A 22048-nucleotide genomic window follows, 5' to 3' on the forward strand; every position below is an offset into this window, starting at 1 on the left:
TTTTCGGAGTTTAGCATGGGCACTCCGGCGACTACCGCAATGACCACGCACCATCCCGAATCCGCTAGAATTTTGTCCGCATCGGTATGTTGTGCTTTGGAGAATGAACTGTGATCGGTAAAACGGTATTGATTACCGGAGCGGCCAAACGGGTCGGCCGTTCGATCGCCCGCGAACTGCACGACGCTGGGGCGAATATTGCGGTGCACTACCGCGCCGCCCGTGAAGCTGCAACCGAGCTGGTCGCCGAATTCAATGACATCCGGCCTGGTTCGGCCTGGTGCCTGCATGCGGATTTGCTCGACACAACTGCGCTGTCGACGCTGGTCGATCAAACGGTAGACCACTTCGGCCGCCTCGATGCGCTGGTCAATAACGCCTCGAGCTTTTTCGCCACGCCCCTCGGAGAAATCGACGAGGCCGCCTGGGCCGACCTGATCGGCAGCAATCTCAAGGCCCCCTTGTTTCTCACGCAAGCCGCCGCGCCCCACTTGCGTCGGGCTCGGGGCGCCGTAGTCAACATCACCGACATCCATGCCGAGAGGCCGCTGGCCGGTTACCCGCTCTACTGTGCAGCCAAGGCCGGCTTGCTCGGCCTGACCCGTGCGCTGGCCATCGAACTGGCGCCGGAGGTTCGCGTCAACGCTGTCGCGCCCGGTCCGATTCTTTGGCCCGAAGACGGCGCCTTCGACAGCGAGGCACGCGCACGGATCGAGGAGCATACATTGCTCGGCCACGCCGGCAGCCCGCAGGATATTGCGCGTACCGTACGTTTCCTGTTCAATGACGCCCCCTACGTCACGGGGCAGGTCATCAATGTCGATGGCGGGCGCACGGCACATCTGTAGCCGCCCGACCAGCCCCATACAACCCTCCAACCCCGCATCACCCCCAACAGAGGTCCGGTGGAAACATCAAAGAACATTCAGCGCCTTAAGCGGCGCCTCGAGAGCGATACCGGCAAGGCCATCGCTGATTACAACATGATCGAGGCCGGCGACACGGTCATGGTCTGCATTTCCGGCGGCAAGGACTCTTTCGCCATGCTGTCGATCCTGATGGCGCTACAGCAGCGCGCGCCCGTCGATTTCCGCCTGATCGCCATGAACCTGGACCAGAAGCAACCCGGTTTTCCCGCCGACGTGCTGCCACGCTATCTGTCCGGTCTTGGAATCGACTATCGCATCGTCGAGCAGGACACCTACTCGATCGTCAAGGAGAAGATCCCCGAGGGGAAAACGACCTGCTCGCTCTGCTCGCGGCTCCGGCGCGGAGTCATTTACCGCACAGCCAAGGAACTCGGTGCCAACAAGATCGCCTTGGGGCATCATCGCGACGACATCGTCCACACCTTGTTGCTCAACATGCTGTTCGGAGGCAAGCTCAAGGCGATGCCGCCCAAGCTGGTCACCGATGACGGCGCGCATATCGTCATCCGCCCGCTGGCCTACTGTAGCGAGGAGGACATCGCACGTTACGCTCGCGGCGTGCAGTTCCCGATCATCCCCTGCAACCTCTGTGGTTCCCAGAACAACCTGCAACGGCAAAAGATCCGCGAAATGATGGCCGGCTGGGATAGTCGTTTTCCGGGCCGGACGGAATCGGTGTTCTCCGCGCTACAAAACATCGTGCCCTCACATCTCGCCGACAATTCATTTTTTGACTTCAAGGGATTGCAACTCGGCCAGGATGTTCCAGACACGGACGGGGGCGATATCGCGTTCGACGAACCGCAACTCGATGCATCCCCGACAAGTCAAACAATTTCAATGGAGTCGCTACGCGGCTAGCGCGGAGCCGATATGCTTTTGCTATGATTCGAAGCAAGGGCATTGCCGGAGCCTTACAAGTCACAACGAATGACAAATGCAACCATCGCTCGACACAGGTAGCTCCAGACAACTGGCGTTATGTTTTTGGCATCCACTAAAAGAATGACAAACGCAAATTCTGCCCCTCCCCTTCGGGTTGTTCTCATTGCCGGTATCTCGTGTAGCGCGCGTCTGTACGAGAAACTGGGCAGCAGCGAGGCGATCCGCGCTGTCGACCGTTGCGTTAAGCGGATCGAGCGGTCGGTAGACGCCTGGAAAGGGCGTATCGTCCAGGCAGACAGCAACGAGGTTCTAGCCGCATTCGATGGGGCAGACGCTGCAATCCAGGCGGCGATCGACATGCAACAAAGAGTCGCTGATCTCCCCCCCGTTTCGGGAGTCAAGGTCGCCATCCGCGTTGGGCTATCAGGAGACAGCACGCCGGCGGAAAGTAGCGCGGCCCCACGCGACCTAGTCAAGGAAGCGGCCATGTTCGCCGGTCTCGCCAAGCCGACACAAATCCTCGCCAGTGAGAAATTCCGCCAGTTCGTGTCCCCATCGCTCGCTGCCCATCTCACAAATGGAGGTCATCTGCCGGAAAGCGAAACGACTGATTCAGTTCTCGAGGTTATCGCGTCGCCCTCTCCGGCAAGAGGAGAATCGGAACACGCTGAAAGAGATCCGGACGAAGACATTGTTAGTGTCGGGAGCGCCAGCCACTCCCTTTCACTGAGGTACCGTGACGACACGATCCTCCTCAATGAAGCCAAACGGATCGTCCATGCCGGTCGGGACGCAGGCAGCGACATTGTCCTTCGGGACCGTCGTGCATCTCGACATCACGCCACAATCGAGCGAAGAGACGACTGCGTCGTCCTCGTCGACCGGAGCACCAACGGTTCCTACGTAACTGTGGGTGGAACCCCCGAAGTATTTGTTCGCCGCAGCGAGTTCATTTTGCATGCCGCGGGACGCATTGCGTTTGCATCTTCTTCGACCGCTCCCGGGGCGGATATCGTCGAATTCCGGTTGACCTGACGGTCAGTTCAAAGGAATACCAAGCGGCGGATCTCCGGGAGCCGAAACGAGGACTCCCGGGATTCTCATCCGCGCAAGGCAGCTTACTTGGCGGCCTTGAGGCACTCGCTCATGAAACTCTTGCGCTCATCACCCTTGAGCGCCTTTTTTCCCGCCTCCGCGTTGCACGCCCCCATCCGGTCCTGCTGCGCGGAGGGCGCAGCCTTGGCTTTGGAGGACAGGCACTCGCTCATGAACTTTTTGCGCTCGTCGCCTTTCAGCGCCTTCTTCCCGGCTTCGGCATTGCAGTTTTTCATCTTTTCCTGCTGAGCCAGTTGGGCTGGTGAGGGCGCTTTCTTGGTTTGTTCCGCAGCAACAACACCGGTTGCCGAAAGCATCAACGCGGTCAGGACAATCATGACTTTCATTATTCACTCCCTGAAAGGATGGTTATTCGAGCCATGACTATTACCCATTTTAGATATTTCCGTCAAGAACAGCCTGCTGCTGACGATTGATGAACTCGCTCATGCTATCGATACCGCGCAGTTGCAGGATGCAATTGCGCACAGCCGCCTCCAGAAGAACGGCCAGATTTCGTCCAGGTGCAACATGGAAGCACACCTTGCGAACCGGAATACCCAAAATTTCCTGCGACTGGGAATCAAGCGGCAATCTCGGGAAGTCCTCGCCCGGTACGTTTCTCTGCAAATGCACGATCAGTTTGAGCTTCATTTTGCGCCGGGCTGCGGTTTCCCCGAAGATCGTGCGGATGTTGAGCAAGCCGAGGCCACGCACTTCCAGATAGTCCTTGAGCATTCCGGGGCAGCGACCTTCGATCGTTGTCGGAGCCGTGCGCGCAAGTTCAACAACATCGTCGGCAACGAGGCCGTGTCCACGCGAAACCAGCTCCAGGGCCAATTCACTCTTTCCGATTCCGGACTCGCCGGTAATCAGCACCCCCATCCCGAAAACATCCATGAACACGCCGTGCGCAGAAACGGTATCGGCAAATCGACGGGCCAGGTAGATATGCAGCAGATCGATGACCGCGGAGCAGGCCTTCGGGCTCTTGAACAAAGGCGTCCCGGTTTTTTCGCAGATCTCAGGCAAACCTGGCATCGGCTCGAGATCGTCAGCGATGATCAAGGCCGGCGGTTCACACGCCATCAAATCGTCGATCTGCCGGTGCCAGCGATCCATGCCGGCACGCCCTGCCCAGTTCTGCTCGGCTTTGCCGATAACCTGCACGCGGTGGCTATAAATCAGATTGAGGTGGCCGACAACGTCCGGCCCATAGGTTTCCATGTCCTTGAGCTCGACATGGCGCTCGACCCCCACGGCGGCGACCCAGGTCAGTTTCAGTTTTTCCAGGTGATCCTGATAAAGCTGGGTAATGCTCAATTTGCGGATGGATAGCATTCTTGGCACCTTCAGGTAGCGAATGTCTGCCGTACCGCTTCCGCATCCGCGGCCGAGGACAAGGCTTCTCGGCAGGAACGATCGGAAAAGCGCTCGGCCAGCTCGGAAAGGATCTGCAGATGCTGCTCGGTTGCTTGTTCGGGAACGAGCAACACAAACAACAACGAAACAGGCTCACCGTCCGGCGAGTCGAAGGGGATCGGCGAGACCAGCCGAATAAACGCCCCACAGGCTTCCTTCAGGCCCTTGATACGTCCATGCGGAATAGCGATGCCCCGCCCGAGGCCAGTCGACCCGAGTTTCTCGCGCGAAAAGAGGCTATCGAACACCGCGCTGCGGGCAATACCCTGATTATTTTCAAAAACAAGCCCCGCGTGTTCGAAAACACGCTTCTTGCTGCTCGCCTCCAAATCCAGAACGATGTTTTCGAGGGGAAGTAACTGGCTGATCTGGCTCATGGTAATGCTGTCGACGCGCCCGAGAAAAAACGGAAGGGCTAGGGGAAAACAATAAAAGGCGGATTTGGCCGCCTCAACGACCAAATCCGCCTGACAAGGGTAACGTTATTCGACGACGCTTTGCTGGCTCAACTTCTCGCCACGATGATGGTCCTGCAACTTCTGCTTATACTTCTGAACCTGACGGTCCAGCTTGTCGGCCAGAATGTCAATGGCAGCGTAAAGATCCTCATCGATCGACTCGACGTAGATGTCCTTGCCGGCCAGATGCACCGTAACCTCGGCTTTCTGCTTCAGCTTTTCCACCGACAAGATCACGCTCACATCGATAACATGATCGAAATGACGTGTAACCCGCTCGAGCTTGCCGGTAACGTAGTCACGCAACGCCGGGGTAATTTCGAGATGGTGTCCACTGATTTGCAGGTTCATGGTGTAGCTCCTTTCAAGAGGATAGCCGCCAGAGCGACTTTCTAAACCCCTCTCGCCAATTTGCGCGAGAGAGACAGGGGTAAGGGTAGCATGTCATCGTCAGACACAGAACAGCGGCCTCGCTAGATCGTCTTGCGCAGTTTAACGGGGGGAATATTCAGCGATTCCCTGTATTTGGCGATCGTCCGCCGGGCAACAACAATCCCCTGCTGCCCGAGAAGGTCGGCGATCTGGCTGTCCGAAAGCGGCTTTTTTGCATCTTCCGCACCGACCAGTTGCTTTATCAGTGCGCGAATGGCCGTCGCCGAGCACGCCCCCCCCGCTTCCGTCGCCACATGACTGCCGAAGAAATACTTCAGTTCGAAGATGCCACGCGGCGTCGCCATGTATTTTTGCGTTGTCACCCGGGATACCGTCGACTCGTGCAAACCGAGTGTCTCGGCGATTTCCCTGAGCACCAGCGGCCGCATGGCAACTTCGCCATGATCGAAAAACTGGCGCTGACGGTCGACGATGGACTGCGCCACGCGCAGAATCGTGTCAAAGCGCTGCTGAACATTCTTGATCAGCCAGCGGGCCTCCTGTAATTGCCCCGACAACCCCGAGCCACGCTGCCGCGAGAGGATCTGGGCATACAGGCTGTTGATGCGCAAGCGCGGATAGGCATCCGAATTGATGTTGACCGTCCATTGGCCACGAACCTTGCGCACGACCACATCCGGGGTGATATAGCGCGCATCGGGCGCGGCGTAGCTAGCCCCGGGACGAGGATTGAGGCTGCGTATCAGGAACTGCGCTTCACGCAGCTGGTCATCATCGCACTCCGTGAGCTTCCTGAGCCGGGCGAAATCCCGTCCGGCAAGGAGGTCGAGATGATTGCGTACGATTGCCAGAGCCAAGCGCTGCGTCTCGTCCACGGGGAGCGCATTCAGTTGCAGCACCAGGCATTCTTGCGCACTTCTCGCGCCTACGCCCGTCGGGTCGAAGTTCTGGAGGTGTTTCAACGCAATCTGCAACTCTTCCGGCTCGATCTCGAGCTCAGGTGGCAGAGCTTCAACCAATTCGTCCAGCGACTGGGTCAGATAGCCATCATCGTCCAGCGCGTCGATCAGGCATTGAACAAGCGTGCGGTCGCGCGCAGGCAAGTTCATCAGGCCCAGTTGCCAGGAGAGGTGCTCACGCAGGGAAGTGGTCGCGGCCTGAACGTCCTGATAGTCACCGTCGTCGTCATCGAAAGATCCCGACGTGCTGGCGTAATTTCCTTCCGCCGCATCACCAAGCCAGCTATCCTCATCTTTCGAATCGGGCATGCTCGGCGTTTCCGGTTCTTCAGCCTTCCTGTCCTCGCTTGCAGCATCTTGACCGGACTCCGGGGGAGCCGCGGAATAGTTTTCGTCCTCGCGCTCGAGTAGGGGATTTTCCTGCAGATACTTCTCGAGTTCCTGTTCAAGCTCAAGCGTCGACAGCTGCAGCAACTTGATCGATTGCTGGAGTTGCGGCGTCAGCGCCAGGTGCTGCGTTAGCTTGAGCTGGAGAGATGGCTTCATGTTGGGAACAGGGCGGCAAGAAACTGCATGCTCGGCACACCGCTATTACAGACAATTTTTTGACGAAACGGTCGAGCCGGTATCAGAGGCGAGATCACAGGCGGAAATTCTCGCCAAGATAGACCTTACGTACGTTTTCATTATAAATGATTTCATCTGGCCGGCCAGCCGCCAGCACCCCGCCCTCGTTGAGGATATAGGCGTGATCGCAAATCCCAAGCGTCTCGCGCACGTTATGGTCGGTGATCAGCACGCCGATGTTGCGTTCCTTGAGGAAGCGGATGATTTTCTGGATATCCAACACGGCGATCGGGTCGACCCCGGCAAACGGCTCGTCGAGCAGAATGAAGCGCGGATCGGTAGACAACGCCCGCGCGATTTCCACCCGCCGCCGCTCGCCGCCGGACAGCGAGGCCGCCGAGCTGTTGCGGATATGGCTGATATGAAGCTCTTCCAGCAACTGCTCGGCGCGATGTTCGACTTCTTCACGTGGCAGCTTGCGTAGTTCAAGCACCGCCTTGATGTTCTCGACGACCGTCAGCTTGCGGAACACCGAGGCTTCCTGGGGAAGATAGGACACCCCGAGCTTGGCACGCTGGTGGATGGGCAAGTGGGTAATCTTTCTATCATTCAGATAAACATCGCCTCCATCGCAGGCCACGAGACCAACCACCATGTAGAAACAGGTCGTTTTCCCCGCACCATTCGGCCCCAGCAATCCGACGACCTCACCGCTACGCACTTCGAGCGAGACATCCTCGACGACGGTCCGCTTCTTGTAGCGTTTCTTGAGGTTACGCGTGGATAGCTTGCTGCTTTCGCCCAAGTTGTTTTCGGACATCAGATTGTTTTCGGACATCTCTTATTGATCGCCTTCGTAATCACCACGCAACAAACGGCGAATGATATCCCCGGAGAATCCGCGGCGCACCATGAAATTAGCCTGGCGCGCGCGTTCGGACGCATCAACGGGAGGCATGTCCGCGCCGAATTTACGCTGCCAGACTTGCCGTGCTCGCGAAAACTCGTCGTCCAACGCCGCCAGGGCCTGATCAACGGCGCCGGCATCGACTCCCGTTGCGCGCAGTTCCTGAATCAGCCTGGCATTGCCATAACGCGCACTGCGCACATTCACCCGCATTTCCGCGTATCGCTCGTCGGAGAGCAAACGGCGGCACTCGAGATCGTCAAGAAGGGCATCGAGCACCTCGGACGACTCCGCGTGCGGAGCAAGCTTACGGGCCAACTCGGCGCGTGCGTATTCACGCCGGGCGAGCAGTCGTAAGGCGCGCTCGCGCAACGTGCCGCTCATTTCTACTTAATCGGCAGCCGCCGTCGCGCGCGGCGAGGGAACGTTCACAGCCAGTCGTATCTTCGCCTCGATCTCTGCGGCGATATCGGGATTGGCGCGCAGAAATTCCCGTGCGTTGTCCTTGCCCTGTCCGATCTTCTCGCCGTTGTAGGCATACCAAGAGCCGGATTTCTCTACGAGCTTGTGCGCCACGCCCAACTCGATGATTTCCCCTTCGCGCGAGATGCCTTCCCCATAGAGAATGTCGAAGATCGCCTCGCGGAACGGCGGCGAAACCTTGTTTTTGACGACCTTTACCTTGGTTTCGTTACCGATCACTTCGTCGCTCTTCTTGATTCCGCCGATACGGCGAATATCCAGACGAACGGAAGCATAGAACTTCAGTGCGTTGCCGCCGGTCGTCGTTTCCGGACTGCCGAACATGACGCCGATCTTCATCCGGATCTGGTTGATGAAGATGACCAGCGTATTGGTCCGGTTGATGTTCCCCGTAAGCTTGCGCAGCGCCTGACTCATCAGGCGGGCATGCAGCCCTGGCAACGAATCGCCCATCTCCCCTTCGATTTCCGCCCGAGGCACCAGCGCTGCAACCGAGTCGATCACCACCACATCAACGCTGCCTGAACGTACCAGCATATCGGCGATTTCCAGCGCCTGCTCACCGGTATCGGGTTGGGAGATGAGCAGATCATCGAGTTTGACGCCAAGCTTCTGGGCGTAGGACGGATCAAGCGCGTGTTCCGCATCGATGAACGCCGCGGTACCGCCAAGCTTCTGCATTTCGGCCACCACCTGAAGTGTGAGCGTGGTCTTGCCGGACGACTCAGGCCCGTAGATCTCGACAACCCGGCCGCGCGGCAGCCCGCCGACCCCGAGGGCGATATCGAGTCCGAGTGATCCGGTAGACACCACCTGCAAATCCTTTTCGACGCTGCCCTCGCCCATTTTCATGATCGAGCCCTTGCCGAACTGCTTCTCGATCTGGGCCAATGCGGCGGCCAGTGCCTTTGCCTTGTTGTCGTCCATTGCGCTTCCTTATGAAATTGCGTGGGATTATCTCATTTTCGGTCGCCGCGAACAGTGACAGGACGGCACCAAATACTGTAATTATATACAGTAGTTCTATCTGACAGTGAACGTCTCAGGCAAGCCGGTTAGCCCAGCCATCCTCACGGAGGCGAGCGAGAAGGCCGGTCAGCGCGTACCGTACCGACTGAGCCCGTACCGCTTCCCGATTTCCCTTGAAATGGCACGTTTCGGTTGCCATGCGTCCGTCGGAACCCGCCCAGGAAAAGCACACGGTCCCGACCGGCTTCGCCACGGAACCACCTGTTGGCCCGGCGACACCGGTAATGGCAAGCGACCACTGGGCACGACTGCGAATCAACGCACCCTGTGCCATCGCCACCGCCACGGGTTCGCTTACCGCACCGTGCTCCGCCAACACCACGCCCGGAACCCCGAGCATTTCCGTCTTGGAGTCGTTGGAATAGGTGACGAAGCCGCGATCGAACCAGTCCGAACTACCCGCGATCGCAGTCATGCACTGGGCGACCCACCCCCCGGTACATGATTCGGCCGTAGAGAGTTTTTCGCCGCTCGCCAGCAGGCGCTCGCCAAGCTGTGCGGCAAGCGCTTCCAGCGATTTTTGATCGACATCCGTCATGCAAGGAACCTCGCCAGCAGAAACTGTCCGGAAAGCAACACGAGAACCGTATAACCAGCGGCGCACAGATCGTCCATCATCACGCCGAATCCGGTCTTGACGTGCTCGTCGAAATAGCGTGCCGGCTGCGGCTTGAAGATATCGAAGAACCGGAAGCCGCCAAATGCCGCCACCTGCCAGAGCCACCCGGCGGGACAGAAGAAAAGCACCAGCCAGAAGGGGACAATCTCGTCCCAGACGATGCTGCCATGATCCACCACACCGAGGTCTTCACCGGTACGCTGAACCACCAGAACCCCGAGAAAGAAACACGCGAGGAGGAAGCCGAGCAACTCGACGCCACCCAGCATGGCTCGCAAAAGCGGAAACGAGAGCCAAGCGAAAAGAGTCCCGACCGTACCGGGCGCAACAGGCGACAGGCCGCTGCCGAATCCGCAGGCAATCAGGTGAGCCGGATGCGAGAAGAGAAATCGCAACGAGGGGGCGCTACGCGGCTTCATCGGCCCCGAAATGATCGAAGCCCATCTTGCCGACCCGGACCGTCCTGCCTGCTTCGTCCAACAGGCGGACCTCGCCTCTGCCCGTTGCCGCACCAATCGTGCCGATGCGCCACAGCGGCAGCCCGATTTCCTCCGCCAGTTCGTGCAGGGCTTCGCGCTTGTCGGCGCCGGCGGTGAACACCAACTCGTAGTCATCGCCCCCCGCCAACTGGCACTGGCGCGCCAGGAGGGTATCGACCCCCTCCGGCAATCCGGGCAGTTGCGCAACATAGACGTTCGCGTCGACGGCCGAGCGTTCGACGATATGCCCCAGATCCGCCAGCAGCCCGTCGGAGACATCGATCGCTGCCTGCGCGAGCCCACTCTGTCGTAACGCCAGGCCCAACTCGACGCGCGGCAGCGGCTGTTGCAGGAGGTTGATACAGGTCTCCGCCAATTCGCCGGACAGCATCGTCCGTTGCTGCAGATGCGCCAACCCCAGTGCCGCCATCCCGGGCCGACCGGAAACCCAGATGTCGTCGCCGGGGCGGGCGAGATCGCGGCGCAAGGCCTCGCCGGAGGGCACCTCACCGATTGCAGTCACGCAAAGGCAAAGCGGTCCGCGCGTCGTGTCGCCGCCGACAAGATCGACGCCGTAACGTCGCGCGCAGTCGAAAAAGCCGTCCGCAAAGGCGGCAATCCAGGCTTCGTCGGCAGCGGGCAGACTACCGGCAAGCAGCGCCCAACGGGGCATCGCCCCCATAGCCGCAAGATCCGATACATTGACGGCAAGAGTCTTCCAGCCCAACTGCCGCGGATCGGTCTCCGCAAAAAAATGCGTACCCGAAACCAGCATGTCGGTGGTTATCGCCAGTTCCATTCCCGGCGACGGGGCCAGCAAGGCGCAGTCGTCGCCGGGCCCGAGCACCGCCTGCGGGGTGGCGCGCGCGAAATGGCGGTCGATCAGTGCGAATTCGGAAGGCATGCGCCAACTACGACGACTGGCGGCAAATCACCGCCGGGGACGCCGGGCCTCGACCTCGACCGAACGCAGTTTCCCTGCCAACTTGTCGAGCACGCCATTGACGTATTTGTGCCCGTCCGCCCCGCCGAAGCCCTTCGCCAGTTCGATGGCTTCGTTGATGATCACCCGGTACGGCGTCTCCGGACAATTGATCAATTCGTAGGCCCCAGCCAGCAGCACGCTCGCCTCGATCGGCGACAACTCGCGAAAAGGACGGTCAAGATGAGCCTGCAGGTGTTCCTGCAATGCTGCCTCCTGGGCCATGACCCCGCGGAAGACCTGGAGGAAGAACTCGCGATCGGCCTTGTCGAAGCCCTCGCCATCCATGAGATGCGCTTCGATCGCTGCCGCATCATGCCCGCCGACGCGCCACTGGTACAAGCTCTGCATCGCGAACTCGCGCGCACGCCGGCGCGGCGACTTGATCGGCTTCTTCACCGCGCTCGCGGCTGCCTTTTCCGGTTGCTTGGTCATTGCGGACGCTCCCCGATTACTCTCAGCAGATTGGCCATCTCGACGGCAGCCTGGGCGCAGTCAGAGCCCTTCTGCTGCATGCGCGCAAGCGCCTGATCGTCATCCTCGCAGGTCAGGATGCCGTTGGCGATCGGGACGCCGGTATCAAGCTGGACATCCATTACCGCGCGACACGAATCGTTGGAAACCACTTCAAAATGGTAGGTTTCACCGCGAATGACCGCACCCAGGGCAATCAAGGCGTCGAACCGGTCGCTCTGCGCCAGGTTCTGCAGAACCAGCGGGATCTCCAGCGCGCCCGGAACCGTGGCGATCTCGACATCGCCTTCGCTGACGCCAAGGCGCGCAAGCTCCGCGACGCAGGCGGACAGCAACCCCTCGCAGATATCCTGGTTGAAGCGGCTCATCACGATCCCGACCGACAATCCGGCACCGTCGAGATCGGACTCATATTCATGGATACGTTCAAAACGAGGCATGGTGTTCTTTCCTGTCATCAAGGTCAGCGGAAGTCAGCCACGCTCGCCCGCCGAAGCGACATAGCCGGTGACCTCAAGATTGAAGCCAGCCACGCTCGGCATGCGCCGCGGGCTGGCCAACAGTTTCATTTTGCGCACGCCGAGATCGCGCAGGATCTGGGCGCCAATGCCGTAGATACGCGGATCCCACTTTGCCGCGGGACGTTGCGTATTTGCTTGCTCCTTGAGCACCGACAGAATGTCTTGACCCGTTTCCGGCCGATGCAGCAGGACGATGACGCCCGAATCGGCCTTGGCCAACGCCTGCATCGCCTCTTCCAGGGAAAAGCTGTGCCGCCCGTTGCCGGAATCGAGGAAGTCGAGGACCGACAACGGTTCGTGCACGCGCACCAGCGCTTCGCGCTCGGGGCTGATCTCGCCACGCGCCAACGCCAGATGCACCTCGTTGGTGGTGAGATCGGTGAACGCATGCAGCATGAATTCGCCATGCACCGACGCGATCGGCTTCGAATAGCTGCGCTCGACCAGCGCTTCGTGCCGGCTGCGATAATGGATGAGATCGGCAATCGTACCGATCTTCAGCCCGTGCTCTTGCGCGAATTCGATCAGATCGGGCAGGCGCGCCATCGATCCGTCGTCTTTCAGGATTTCGCAGATCACCGACGACGGTTCGAGGCCGGCCAATTGCGCCAGGTCGCACCCAGCCTCGGTATGTCCGGCGCGAACCAGAACGCCACCCGGACGCGCGGTAATCGGGAAGATGTGTCCGGGCTGGACGATGTCTTCGGGCTTCGCATTGCGCGCTACCGCCGCCTGCACCGTCCGCGCACGGTCTTGTGCCGAAATTCCGGTCGTCACGCCTTCGGCCGCCTCGATGGACACCGTAAACGCCGTGCTGTAGGGGCTCTTGTTGTCCCTCGCCATCGGCGTCAGGCCGATCTGCTTGGCACGCGCCTCGGTGATCGTCAGGCAGATCAGGCCACGACCGTGTTTGGCCATGAAATTGATCGCCTCCGGGGTCACGTGCTCCGCAGCGAGCACCAGATCCCCCTCGTTCTCCCGATCTTCTTCGTCAACCAGGATGACCATGCGCCCCGCGCGGAGCTCGGCGACAATCTCCTCGACCGACGCGATCGACGACGACATTTCTGCAGGACACATTACACACCCTCCGCTTCGGGATTGAGCATACGTTCGACGTAGCGGGCAATCAGGTCGATTTCCAGATTGACCGGAGCTCCCGTCTGCAACCCACCCAACGTGGTTGCTTCCAGCGTATGTGGAATCAGGTTGATCGAGAACTCGGCGCCTTCGACGGAATTGGTCGTCAGGCTGACACCGTTGACCGTGATCGATCCTTTCCGCGCGATGTACCGCGACAACGCTTCAGGAGCGCGAATGACGAGCAGGCGGTTGTCGCCCACCGGGTCGAAACACACGACCTCGCCCACGCCATCGACGTGCCCGGAAACCAGATGCCCGCCCAGCCGGTCGGCAAGTCGCAGGGCCTTTTCCAGGTTGATCGCTCCGGGGGCGTTCAACCCGACCGTACACGACAACGTTTCGGGCGAGACATCGACGCAAAACCCGCCGGAGGTCTTTTCGACCACGGTCAGACAGACACCGTTACAGGCGATCGAATCGCCAATGGCGACATCGCCAAGATCGAGTCGGCCTGCATCGACGGTCAGGCGAACCGTTGGTGTCCCGTCGTTACGCGGGGCCAGTTGAGTGATCCGCCCGACGGCGGCAATGATTCCGGAAAACATGGCAGGGTCCCATCAAAGGGAGGCAGTGAAAAGAGGGAGAAAGGGTGAAGATTCTATCACGGGGAAACACCGGCCCCGGCGGCGTGCGGACACACTCGCGGTATGCGTTAGCCTGCCCCGGTCACCCGCCGAGGTAATAGAGCAGCAGGTACGCAAAAAGCATCAACATGACCCACAGCGACATGCTGCCCGTGGGCCAGGAACGCAACAGCAAACCGTCAGGAAGACGATGTCTCTCGATCATTCCGGAAAGCGACGAGAGCTTGAACGACAGCAAGGCACTCAGGCAGTCACCGCCGATCTCGAGGATTCGCGCGACTACCTTGATCACCAGGGTTCCCGGCCTCCGCCACAGCCAGTCGACGTCGAGGTTGATTCCCGGCACCGCCAGCGGCAGAAGCCGCCAGCGCACGACGACCGCGAAAACCAGGCCGGCAAACAGCAGCAATTGCAGCTGGGCCAGAACGTGGGAGACGGAATACGGCGCATACGCGACCGGATAGGGAAGCAGGGCGTACAAGCGCCCCGGCATCAGCCCGATGCCGACACAGAAAGCCGCGGCGATGGCCATCGCCACCAGCATGTTGAGCGGCGCCTCCTGGCAGCGTTTGCCGGAATCCCGGCCGAAAAACGCGAAGAAGGGAATCTTGAGGTCCGGCAGGAACATGCATGCCGCGGCGAACATCAAGGCTGACCAGGCGAGCATGTAGCCGCCTTGCGCTGCCGCAGAAACGATCATCGATTTGCTGACGAAGCCGCTGAAGAAAGGCATCCCGGCGATCGACGCGACGCCAACGATGCAGAACACGGTGGTCAGCGGCATCGACTTCCAGAGTCCGCCGAGTTCGGAAGCCTTGACGGTTCCCGCGCGATACAGCACGGCCCCCATCGACATGAACAGCAGCGACTTGTACAGGACATGGGTAAACGCATGCGCCGCGGCCCCGTTCAGGGACATTTCCGTGCCGATGCCGATGCCCACGACCATGAAGCCCAGTTGATTGTTCAGGCTGTAGGCCAGCACGCGACGCAAATCGTTTTCGAGCAAGGCGAAGAAGATCGGGAAGACGACCATCGCCGCGCCGATCGGGATCAACAACTCCGTTCCGGCAAAGCCACGGGCCAAGGCGTAAACCGCGAGTTTGGTGGTGAATGCCGACAGGAACACCGTCCCGACCTCCGAGGCCTCCGGATAGGCGTCAGGCAGCCAGGCATGCAGCAGCGGGAAAGCCGCCTTGATCCCGAAGGCGATGAAAATCAGCCAGCCGCCGATGCCGTCCAGGCCGATCGCTCCGAACTCCAGCGAACCGGTCGTGTTGAACTGGATTGCCGCACCAAAAAACAGCAGGGTACCCGAGATGATCTGCACGATCAGATAACGCATGCCGGCCGCGTAGGCGTTCGGCCCGCGCCCTGCCCACACCAGGAGGACCGAGGTAATGGCCGTAAGCTCCCAGAAAACGAACAGCGTCATCAGGTCGCCCGCGAACACCGCGCCGATGGCGCTTCCGGCGTAGGTCATGCCGGCTGTAAGCTGCAGCGGGGTACGCAGATGCAACGCGTAGATCGCCGAAACGAAGGTGGCAATCATGAAAACCCAGCCGAAGACCATGCTCCAGCGATCCACACGCAGCGTGACCAACTCGTAGCCGAGGAAATCGACAACGCCGTGCGCCCCCGGCACGAGGTGCGACAACTGCACGAGGCCGGCGACCGGCAACAAAAGGAGGAATAGCGCCCGCAACTTCCCGCGCAGGAGCGGTAGCAACAGCCCGCCGGCGACCAGCGTCAGCCCCGGGTTGAACTCAGCGAGCATCATAATAATTCTCGGACCGGGCGATTACACAGCGCAACAGCTTGCCCAGCAGGACCAGAACCACGCAGGCAAGAAGACTGAAAAAGGCGTGAAAGCCGAACCAATGCTCGATCTCCGTCTCGACGTGCTTGTCGATCGGCAATTCCAGCACGAGAAGAAGAACACATGCCAGCAGCAGCAGGAACAGCCTCTTCCGCCCTCTCGTCGGATGGCCGCCCTGCGGCCCGGGCGCTCCGGCTGCAGGCTTTTCGCGCCGATTGCTCATACCCCTCCTCCTGTACCAACTCGTCGCGCCAGCTCGACCAGGACATCAGGGAAAAAGGCCACGGCAAGCGTCCCCGCCGCGGTCAGGCAGACGGCGATCACCATGAACAATGGCGCTTCGCCATGCTCGCCGTGATGGTCGTCATGCGCCGGCGCGCGAAAGAATGCCCGATGCACGATCGGCAGCAGGTACGCGGCATTCAACAGCGTGCTGAGCAGGAAGACCGCGGCAACCGACAACATTCCCGCCGACAACACACCCGACAGGATGTACCACTTGCTGACGAAACCGACGAAAGGCGGGATACCGATGATCGACAGCGAGCCGATGGTAAACGCCGACATCGTCCAGGGCATGCGCCGCCCGATGCCGTCGAACTGGCTGATTTCGGTCTTGTGCGCCGCGGTGTAGATCGCGCCCGCGGTAAAGAACAGCGTGATCTTGCCCAGCGCGTGCGAAACGATGTGCAGCGCGGCGCCGACGGTCGAAAGTGGCGTCAGGACGACCGCCGCCAGCACGATGTAGGACAACTGGCTGACCGTCGAGTACGCCAGTCGGCGCTTGAAGTTATCGGCACGCAGGGCCACGATCGACGCCGCGATGATGGTGAATGCCGCGACCGCGATCAGCCAGCCGGTCTGCCCGGCCAGTACGCCGCTGCCGAAAACATAAGCCACCACCTTGACCACGGAAAACACCCCGGCCTTGACCACGGCCACCGCGTGCAACAGTGCAGAAACGGGCGTCGGCGCCACCATCGCCGCCGGCAACCAGCGGTGGAAGGGCATGAGCGCCGCCTTGCCGATACCGAACATGTAGAGCGCCAGCAGCGCCGTCAGCATTCCCGGGGCCAGCGTCGCCGGCAGGATGCCTCCCGCGCGGAACTCGGTGGTCCCCGCCACATGCCACGTATAGACGATCGCGGGCAGGAGAAAGAGCATCGACGTCCCCATCAGGATCGCCAGATAGACCCGCCCGCCCCGCTTCGCCTTTTCCGTCGCGCAATGTGTCACCAAGGGATACGTGATCAGCGTCAGGATTTCATAGAAGAGGAACAGGGTGAGCAGGTTCGCGGAAAACGCAATGCCCAGCGCCGCGGCGATCGACAGCGCGAAACAGACATAGAAACGTGTCTGGGCATGCTCGCCGTTGGCGCGCATGTAGCCGATCGAATAGATCGAATTGACGATCCACAATCCCGATGCCACCAGCGCGAAAATCATCCCGAGGGGCTCGACGCGAAACGCCACGGGCAAGCCGGAAAACAGTTCGAAGAGCACGACGGCAGGCTGGTTGCCGGCCAACACCGGTTCGACGAGTTGGACGACGCACGCGAACGTCGCTACCGCAGTGGCGATCGTGACGCTTTCGCGCAGATTCGGCCATCGCCCCGAGAGAAAGATGCCTATTGCCCCGAAAATCGGCAGAACGAGGCTTGCGAGAATCAGGTTATCCACGTTCAACCACCGCGATGTACGAGTTGTTGGGCGGCATCGAGCGCGGCCCCTACCGTGAAAGAGGTATCGAAGCCGAACCAGAGCGTCGCCAGGATCAGAAGCCATCCGGGGATGAGCAAAGCCAGCGGTGCCTCCTTGAGCACGTCATGCCCGGCCGGCGGCGCCCGGAAGTACGCCGTTTCGACAAAGCGCCAGACGTAAGCTACGGCCAGCAGGGAACTGACGAGAATCGCGCCGACCAGCCACCACTGCCCCTTCTCGATAGCCGCGAGGACCAGATACCACTTGCTGACGAAACCGGCGGTTCCCGGCACGCCGATCAGGCTCAGTCCGCCGAGAACGATACCGAAACAGGTCAGCGGCATCGTTTTCGACAACCCGGCGATCCGTTCGAAGGTCGGCGCCGGCGGCACCGCTTGCCGCTTCGTCAGGCCTGCCACGGCACCGCCGATGAGCAGGAAGACCGCCCCTTTGGTAACCCCGTGATTGAACAGGTGCATGATCGACGCACCGACACCGTTGACCGAGTCGAACGACAGCCCCAGCGTGATGTAGCCGATCTGGCCGACGCTCGAATAGGCAAACAGGCGCTTCAGGTTGTCCTGGAAGATGGCGATGGCGTTGGCAAATACCATCGCAAACAGCGACAGGATCAACATGAACTCGGGCAATGGCAGTTTGCCAAAGATGAAACTGTCACCAAACACCGTGAAATAGAAACGGATCAGCGCATAGAGCGCGACCTTGGTCGCCGTCGCCGCAAGAAAGGCGGTTACGGACGAAGGGGCATAGGTATAGGCATTCGGCAACCATTGATGCAACGGAAACAGGGCGACCTTCAGCGACACACCGACGCTGATGAACGCCAATGCCACAAGCCCCGGGCGAGTGTTTTCAATCGCCGCGACACGCTGCGCCATATCCGCAAGATTGAGCGTTCCGGTCATCAAATAAAGAACGCCGATACCGATGACGATAAAAGTCGCCCCTATGCTCCCCATGATCAGGTACTGATATGCGGCGGTCAGTGCCCGACGGTCACGCCCCATGGCAATCAGCACATAGGTAGACAGCGCTGAAATCTCCAGAAACACGAACAGGTTGAACGCATCCCCGGTAATCGTGATCCCCAGCAACCCGGCCAGACACAGCCCGAGCATGGCATAGAACATGTAGTGCGATTCTTGCGGAATCTCCCGCGCGATGCTTTCTCGCGCATAGGGCAGGACGACCGCAGCCATGCCGGAAACCAGAATCAGCATGAAGCTGTTGAGCCGATCAAGCCGGTACTCGATTCCCCATGGCGGTTGCCAATTACCCATGGCGTAGGAAATCACGCCGGAAACATCGATCTGCAGGAACAGGGCGATGGCAATGGCGAAAGACAGCCAGGCCGCCGCCGTGACAACGAGGAACGCCGGACCGGCGCGCCGGAAGAGAATCGCCAGCGGCGCCGAAATCAGCGGCAAGATGACCTGCAGGGCCGGGAGGTGTTGCGCCAGAGCCATCAATGCGCCTCCCTGGCTTCTTCGGCTTCCACGGAGTGATCGAGGGCGAGGATCTCATCCTCCTCGATACTGCCGTAAGCCTCGCGAATGCGCACCGTCAGCGCCAACCCCAGAGCAAGCGTCGCCACCCCCACCACGATGGCCGTCAGGATCAGGACATGAGGCAGCGGATTGGAGTAGACGGTATAGGCTGGCGAGAGAATCGGCGCCGTTCCGCCGATCAGCTTGCCCGGCGTGATGTAGAGCAGATAAACGGACGTCTGGAACAACGACAGGCCAACGAGTTTCTTGATCAGGTTGCCGCGGGCGATGATGATGAACAGCCCGGCCACCATCAGGAACACGGTAATGATATTGGTGAAATGCGCCAGCACCGTTAATCCTCCGAACCGCCGCGCGAAGCAAACATGTAATAGATCTTCAGCATCACGCCGCAAACCGTGACGGCCACACCGACCTCGACCCAGAAGATTCCCCGATGCTGCCCGTGGACCGGATCGCTGCCGAGGACCGAATAGTCGAGAAAGTTGCCGCCGAACAGGATGCCGGCCAGCCCGACGCCGGCATAAATCAACACACCGGCGGCGACCATCGTTTCCACGAGCCAGTCCGGCACGACACGCCGGGTCTTCGCCAGCCCATGAATCAACGAATAGAAGATGATCCCGGCCGCGGCCATCACCCCCGCCTGAAAACCGCCACCCGGGCCGAAGTCACCGTGGAACTGGACGTAAAGCGCAAAGAGCAGGACGGCCGGAATCAGCAGGCGACCCACCACGCGCAGGACGAGATCATCCTTCACGCGCCACCCCCTTGTCATCCGGGGTTTTCTTCCGCCGCCGCAGCAAGGCGATGATCCCGGCGCCCGCGGTAAACACCACCGTCGTTTCGCCCAGGGTATCGTAACCACGAAAACTGGCGAGGACGGCGGTCACCACGTTCGGCACCTCCACCTCGTTTTCCAGGTAGCGAGGAACGACGTTGTTGTGGATCGGCGCGTCCGGATCGCCGAAGTCAGGCAAACCGAAAGCGCCATATACCAAGAGCGCGCCGGTCGAGACCGATACAGCCAGCGGCAGCCACGGTTTGTGCATCGGCTTCGCCTCATTGCTCTTGCATAGTCGCAGCGCTCCGAGCAAAAGCACGGTCGACACGCCGGCACCGACAGCGGCCTCGGTCATCGCCACGTCGACCGCGTCGAGAGCCACCAGCGCGGTAGCCATCAGGAAGCTGTAGGCCCCAGAGAGGACAACCACGGAAAACAGATTGCGCGTGAAGGCAATCGCCAGTACCGCGACCGCCATGAACACCAGCAGCACGTTGATGATCAGTGTTTCGATGGCGGCACCTCTTTGCTCGAAAGCTCCTTGCCCAGCAACGGCTTGAGTCCGCTCAGCAGCGCGGCCTTGGCCAGTGCATGACTCGCCGTCGGACTGGCTAGGAAGATAAGCCCTCCGATCATTGCCAGCTTTACGGTCACCAGCGAAAACCCGGCATGCAACATCAACCCAAGCAGCATCAGCCCGGCGCCGAGCGTCTCCGTGACGCTGGCGGCGTGCATTCGCGTATAAAAATCGGGCATGCGAATCAGCCCGATACCGCCGAGCAAACAGAAGAAAGCCCCGCACGCGAGAAAGACCCAACTCAGGGCCGTCGTCAAGATTTCCATGGCTAGCCCTCATCCCCCTGCTTGTCAGCGCTCTTGAATCGACTCTTCTCGGGATGAAAGAATTTCAACACTGCGATAACGCCAATGACGTTAAGCAAGCCATAGGTCAGCGCAAGATCAAGAAATTCCGGACGTTCGTCGAGAAAACCCAGCAGCGCAAGAAGCAGCATCGCGCAGGTTCCGATGGTGCTGCACGATTGCAGGCGATCGAACACGGTTGGCCCCTTGGCGGCACGCAGCAGTGCCAAGGCCACAGTGACCAGAAGCGCCAGGGTTACTGCAGCCAGAACCACTAGACGTCCTCCAGTTCTGCGCAGCGACGGTTCATCTCGCTGCCCGCGAGCGACAAGGCTCCTTCTTCGGTCAACGCGTGCACCAAGAAACGCCCGGGCTCCGCTTCGACACTGATCGTACCCGGCGTCAGGGTGATCGAATTCGCATGGATCGCCAAACCGGCGTCGGTTTTTTGCGAAGGACGGAACTCCACCAGCGTCGGCGAAATCGGCAGGCGCGGATTCAGGATGCGCATCGACACATCCCAGGCGGCCAGAGCGATCTCCTTGATGAGCCAGGGACAGTAGACCGCAAGCCTCCCCCAGACGAGACGAATCGGGGTGCCCTCATCGACAACCAGATTCAAGCGCCCGGAAAGAAAAACGACGGCGATCGCGCACCCCAGGCCCGAAAGAACCAGGAACGGCACAGGCATTCCGGAAAGCAGTAACCAGAATGCGAACAGAGTGACGACGGCAACAAGAAAACGAATCATGTCAAGAATCGCGGGAAAGAACTCGTCAAACAGCGGACAAAAACTGCTCGTTACAGTAACGAAATAGCAATAATATATTTGTATATTGTTGCACAAACCTGTCGACAAGCAAGATCACACCAAGAACACTCACCGAAAACCAAACGAAATCAACCAAGACAAAACGTCGCGAAATAAACGCGACAAAAAGGCACTACCAGCGCCTGGATTTCTAATCCAAGTCTTGTTGAGTTTGTTGTTTTGCCAACCGCCCGATTGGCCTTGAGACACGCCTGAGTTGAAGCATCAGGCCTTTTTTTGGCAGAAATTTACCACGACCGTGCAGATTTTTTCCAAATTCAGAACAAAAATCGAGCGCCACGTTAAGCAAAAAAGAGCGTAATCGACGCAGCTTCGGAGGAAGCTACCCGATCACAACCGGTTCGCGACAGATCAAGTTTCCGCAAAAAAATCCGGCGATGACGCGCTCTTGAACGTCATCGCCGGCGATGGGTCGGACCAATTTTGCGGAGTCCGACTACGGAGGGGGCTTGTTCTACAAAGTCAGCACGGGAACAAATGCGAACAAAAGGGTGGCACCCAGCGCGACGACGTAGAACGGAATCAGTTCGCGCGACGACTTGAGGATCGAGACGTTGGCGATCGAACTGGAGATGAACAGCGTCGTCCCGACC

At 59.9% G+C, this 22048-nt stretch carries 29 protein-coding genes; 3 read left to right on the forward strand and 26 right to left on the reverse strand.

Annotated features, from left to right (window positions below; translation table 11 throughout):
- Positions 1 to 110: 110 nt before the first annotated feature.
- From BO74_RS10850 to BO74_RS10860, 3 genes are all read left to right on the forward strand, one after another.
- The gene (locus tag BO74_RS10850) at positions 111 to 848 is read left to right on the forward strand and encodes a pteridine reductase (RefSeq protein ID WP_496442254.1); all 738 of its coding nucleotides are present in this window, start codon (positions 111 to 113) and stop codon (positions 846 to 848) included.
- A gap of 57 nt (positions 849 to 905) precedes the next feature.
- Positions 906 to 1790, forward strand: a complete 885-nt coding sequence (gene ttcA / locus BO74_RS10855; protein ID WP_496442256.1) for a tRNA 2-thiocytidine(32) synthetase TtcA — start codon at positions 906 to 908, stop codon at positions 1788 to 1790.
- Positions 1791 to 2300: 510 nt separating this feature from the next.
- A complete protein-coding gene (locus BO74_RS10860; RefSeq protein WP_496442258.1) occupies positions 2301 to 2849 on the forward strand; it encodes an FHA domain-containing protein in 549 nt (182 codons plus the stop codon).
- 83 nt (positions 2850 to 2932) lie between these two features.
- On the opposite strand, the gene BO74_RS10865 is transcribed toward BO74_RS10860, so the two are convergent.
- The 26 genes from BO74_RS10865 to BO74_RS10990 form a co-directional block, all read right to left on the reverse strand.
- Entirely contained in the window at positions 2933 to 3256 is a 324-nt protein-coding gene (locus BO74_RS10865) for a PsiF family protein (protein ID WP_496442260.1), read from the reverse strand.
- Positions 3257 to 3305: 49 nt separating this feature from the next.
- Positions 3306 to 4241, reverse strand: a complete 936-nt coding sequence (gene hprK / locus BO74_RS10870; RefSeq protein ID WP_496442299.1) for an HPr(Ser) kinase/phosphatase — start codon at positions 4239 to 4241, stop codon at positions 3306 to 3308.
- Positions 4242 to 4261: 20 nt separating this feature from the next.
- Positions 4262 to 4708 carry a PTS IIA-like nitrogen regulatory protein PtsN gene (ptsN, locus tag BO74_RS10875; RefSeq protein WP_496442261.1) on the reverse strand — a complete coding sequence of 149 codons (447 nt, stop codon included), beginning with the start codon at positions 4706 to 4708 and terminating at the stop codon, positions 4262 to 4264.
- Positions 4709 to 4813: 105 nt separating this feature from the next.
- Positions 4814 to 5140: a ribosome hibernation-promoting factor, HPF/YfiA family gene (hpf, locus tag BO74_RS10880; protein WP_496442262.1), complete on the reverse strand. Its 327-nt coding sequence runs from the start codon at positions 5138 to 5140 to the stop codon at positions 4814 to 4816.
- 122 nt (positions 5141 to 5262) lie between these two features.
- On the reverse strand, positions 5263 to 6687 hold the full coding sequence (locus BO74_RS10885; protein WP_496442264.1) for an RNA polymerase factor sigma-54: 1425 nt from the start codon (positions 6685 to 6687) through the stop codon (positions 5263 to 5265).
- Positions 6688 to 6781: 94 nt separating this feature from the next.
- The gene (gene lptB / locus BO74_RS10890) at positions 6782 to 7528 is read right to left on the reverse strand and encodes an LPS export ABC transporter ATP-binding protein (protein ID WP_496442266.1); all 747 of its coding nucleotides are present in this window, start codon (positions 7526 to 7528) and stop codon (positions 6782 to 6784) included.
- Between the two features lie 21 nt (positions 7529 to 7549).
- Positions 7550 to 7999 carry a recombination regulator RecX gene (gene recX / locus BO74_RS10895; protein WP_496442268.1) on the reverse strand — a complete coding sequence of 150 codons (450 nt, stop codon included), beginning with the start codon at positions 7997 to 7999 and terminating at the stop codon, positions 7550 to 7552.
- Between the two features lie 6 nt (positions 8000 to 8005).
- Entirely contained in the window at positions 8006 to 9025 is a 1020-nt protein-coding gene (gene recA / locus BO74_RS10900) for a recombinase RecA (protein WP_496442269.1), read from the reverse strand.
- A gap of 115 nt (positions 9026 to 9140) precedes the next feature.
- Positions 9141 to 9665, reverse strand: a complete 525-nt coding sequence (locus tag BO74_RS10905) for a CinA family protein (protein ID WP_496442270.1) — start codon at positions 9663 to 9665, stop codon at positions 9141 to 9143.
- A complete protein-coding gene (locus BO74_RS10910; protein WP_496442272.1) occupies positions 9662 to 10165 on the reverse strand; it encodes a phosphatidylglycerophosphatase A family protein in 504 nt (167 codons plus the stop codon). Before BO74_RS10910 ends, BO74_RS10905 begins: the two co-directional genes overlap by 4 nt.
- Positions 10152 to 11129: a thiamine-phosphate kinase gene (thiL, locus tag BO74_RS10915; protein WP_496442274.1), complete on the reverse strand. Its 978-nt coding sequence runs from the start codon at positions 11127 to 11129 to the stop codon at positions 10152 to 10154. Before thiL ends, BO74_RS10910 begins: the two co-directional genes overlap by 14 nt.
- A gap of 27 nt (positions 11130 to 11156) precedes the next feature.
- Entirely contained in the window at positions 11157 to 11642 is a 486-nt protein-coding gene (nusB, locus tag BO74_RS10920) for a transcription antitermination factor NusB (protein ID WP_496442276.1), read from the reverse strand.
- Entirely contained in the window at positions 11639 to 12121 is a 483-nt protein-coding gene (gene ribH, locus BO74_RS10925) for a 6,7-dimethyl-8-ribityllumazine synthase (protein ID WP_496442278.1), read from the reverse strand. Before ribH ends, nusB begins: the two co-directional genes overlap by 4 nt.
- Positions 12122 to 12154: 33 nt before the next feature.
- Positions 12155 to 13282: a bifunctional 3,4-dihydroxy-2-butanone-4-phosphate synthase/GTP cyclohydrolase II gene (gene ribBA, locus BO74_RS10930; RefSeq protein ID WP_496442280.1), complete on the reverse strand. Its 1128-nt coding sequence runs from the start codon at positions 13280 to 13282 to the stop codon at positions 12155 to 12157.
- Complete coding sequence (locus BO74_RS10935; protein ID WP_496442282.1) at positions 13282 to 13890, reverse strand: riboflavin synthase; 609 nt, start codon at positions 13888 to 13890, stop codon at positions 13282 to 13284. Before BO74_RS10935 ends, ribBA begins: the two co-directional genes overlap by 1 nt.
- 121 nt (positions 13891 to 14011) lie before the next feature.
- On the reverse strand, positions 14012 to 15709 hold the full coding sequence (locus BO74_RS10940) for a Na(+)/H(+) antiporter subunit D (RefSeq protein WP_496442284.1): 1698 nt from the start codon (positions 15707 to 15709) through the stop codon (positions 14012 to 14014).
- On the reverse strand, positions 15696 to 15971 hold the full coding sequence (locus BO74_RS10945) for a hypothetical protein (RefSeq protein WP_496442286.1): 276 nt from the start codon (positions 15969 to 15971) through the stop codon (positions 15696 to 15698). Before BO74_RS10945 ends, BO74_RS10940 begins: the two co-directional genes overlap by 14 nt.
- Positions 15968 to 17428, reverse strand: a complete 1461-nt coding sequence (locus BO74_RS10950; protein WP_496442287.1) for a monovalent cation/H+ antiporter subunit D family protein — start codon at positions 17426 to 17428, stop codon at positions 15968 to 15970. The genes BO74_RS10945 and BO74_RS10950 overlap by 4 nt, the downstream gene beginning before the upstream one ends.
- 2 nt (positions 17429 to 17430) lie before the next feature.
- On the reverse strand, positions 17431 to 18936 hold the full coding sequence (locus BO74_RS10955; protein WP_496442288.1) for a monovalent cation/H+ antiporter subunit D family protein: 1506 nt from the start codon (positions 18934 to 18936) through the stop codon (positions 17431 to 17433).
- Positions 18936 to 19310 carry a cation:proton antiporter subunit C gene (locus BO74_RS10960; RefSeq protein ID WP_496442290.1) on the reverse strand — a complete coding sequence of 125 codons (375 nt, stop codon included), beginning with the start codon at positions 19308 to 19310 and terminating at the stop codon, positions 18936 to 18938. The genes BO74_RS10955 and BO74_RS10960 overlap by 1 nt, the downstream gene beginning before the upstream one ends.
- Positions 19311 to 19312: 2 nt before the next feature.
- A complete protein-coding gene (locus BO74_RS10965; protein ID WP_496442291.1) occupies positions 19313 to 19738 on the reverse strand; it encodes a Na(+)/H(+) antiporter subunit B in 426 nt (141 codons plus the stop codon).
- Entirely contained in the window at positions 19728 to 20255 is a 528-nt protein-coding gene (locus BO74_RS10970) for a DUF4040 domain-containing protein (protein ID WP_496442292.1), read from the reverse strand. The genes BO74_RS10965 and BO74_RS10970 overlap by 11 nt, the downstream gene beginning before the upstream one ends.
- 8 nt (positions 20256 to 20263) lie before the next feature.
- Positions 20264 to 20605 carry a monovalent cation/H(+) antiporter subunit G gene (gene mnhG / locus BO74_RS10975; RefSeq protein ID WP_496442294.1) on the reverse strand — a complete coding sequence of 114 codons (342 nt, stop codon included), beginning with the start codon at positions 20603 to 20605 and terminating at the stop codon, positions 20264 to 20266.
- Positions 20606 to 20607: 2 nt separating this feature from the next.
- On the reverse strand, positions 20608 to 20898 hold the full coding sequence (locus BO74_RS10980; RefSeq protein WP_496442296.1) for an MrpF/PhaF family protein: 291 nt from the start codon (positions 20896 to 20898) through the stop codon (positions 20608 to 20610).
- Positions 20898 to 21482, reverse strand: coding sequence for a Na+/H+ antiporter subunit E (locus tag BO74_RS10985; protein ID WP_496442297.1), 585 nt, complete (start codon positions 21480 to 21482; stop codon positions 20898 to 20900). Before BO74_RS10985 ends, BO74_RS10980 begins: the two co-directional genes overlap by 1 nt.
- Before the next feature lie 427 nt (positions 21483 to 21909).
- Entirely contained in the window at positions 21910 to 22035 is a 126-nt protein-coding gene (locus BO74_RS10990; RefSeq protein WP_496442301.1) for a hypothetical protein, read from the reverse strand.
- Between the last annotated feature and the right edge of the window lie 13 nt (positions 22036 to 22048).

This window comes from Propionivibrio pelophilus DSM 12018 (genome assembly GCF_059569095.1).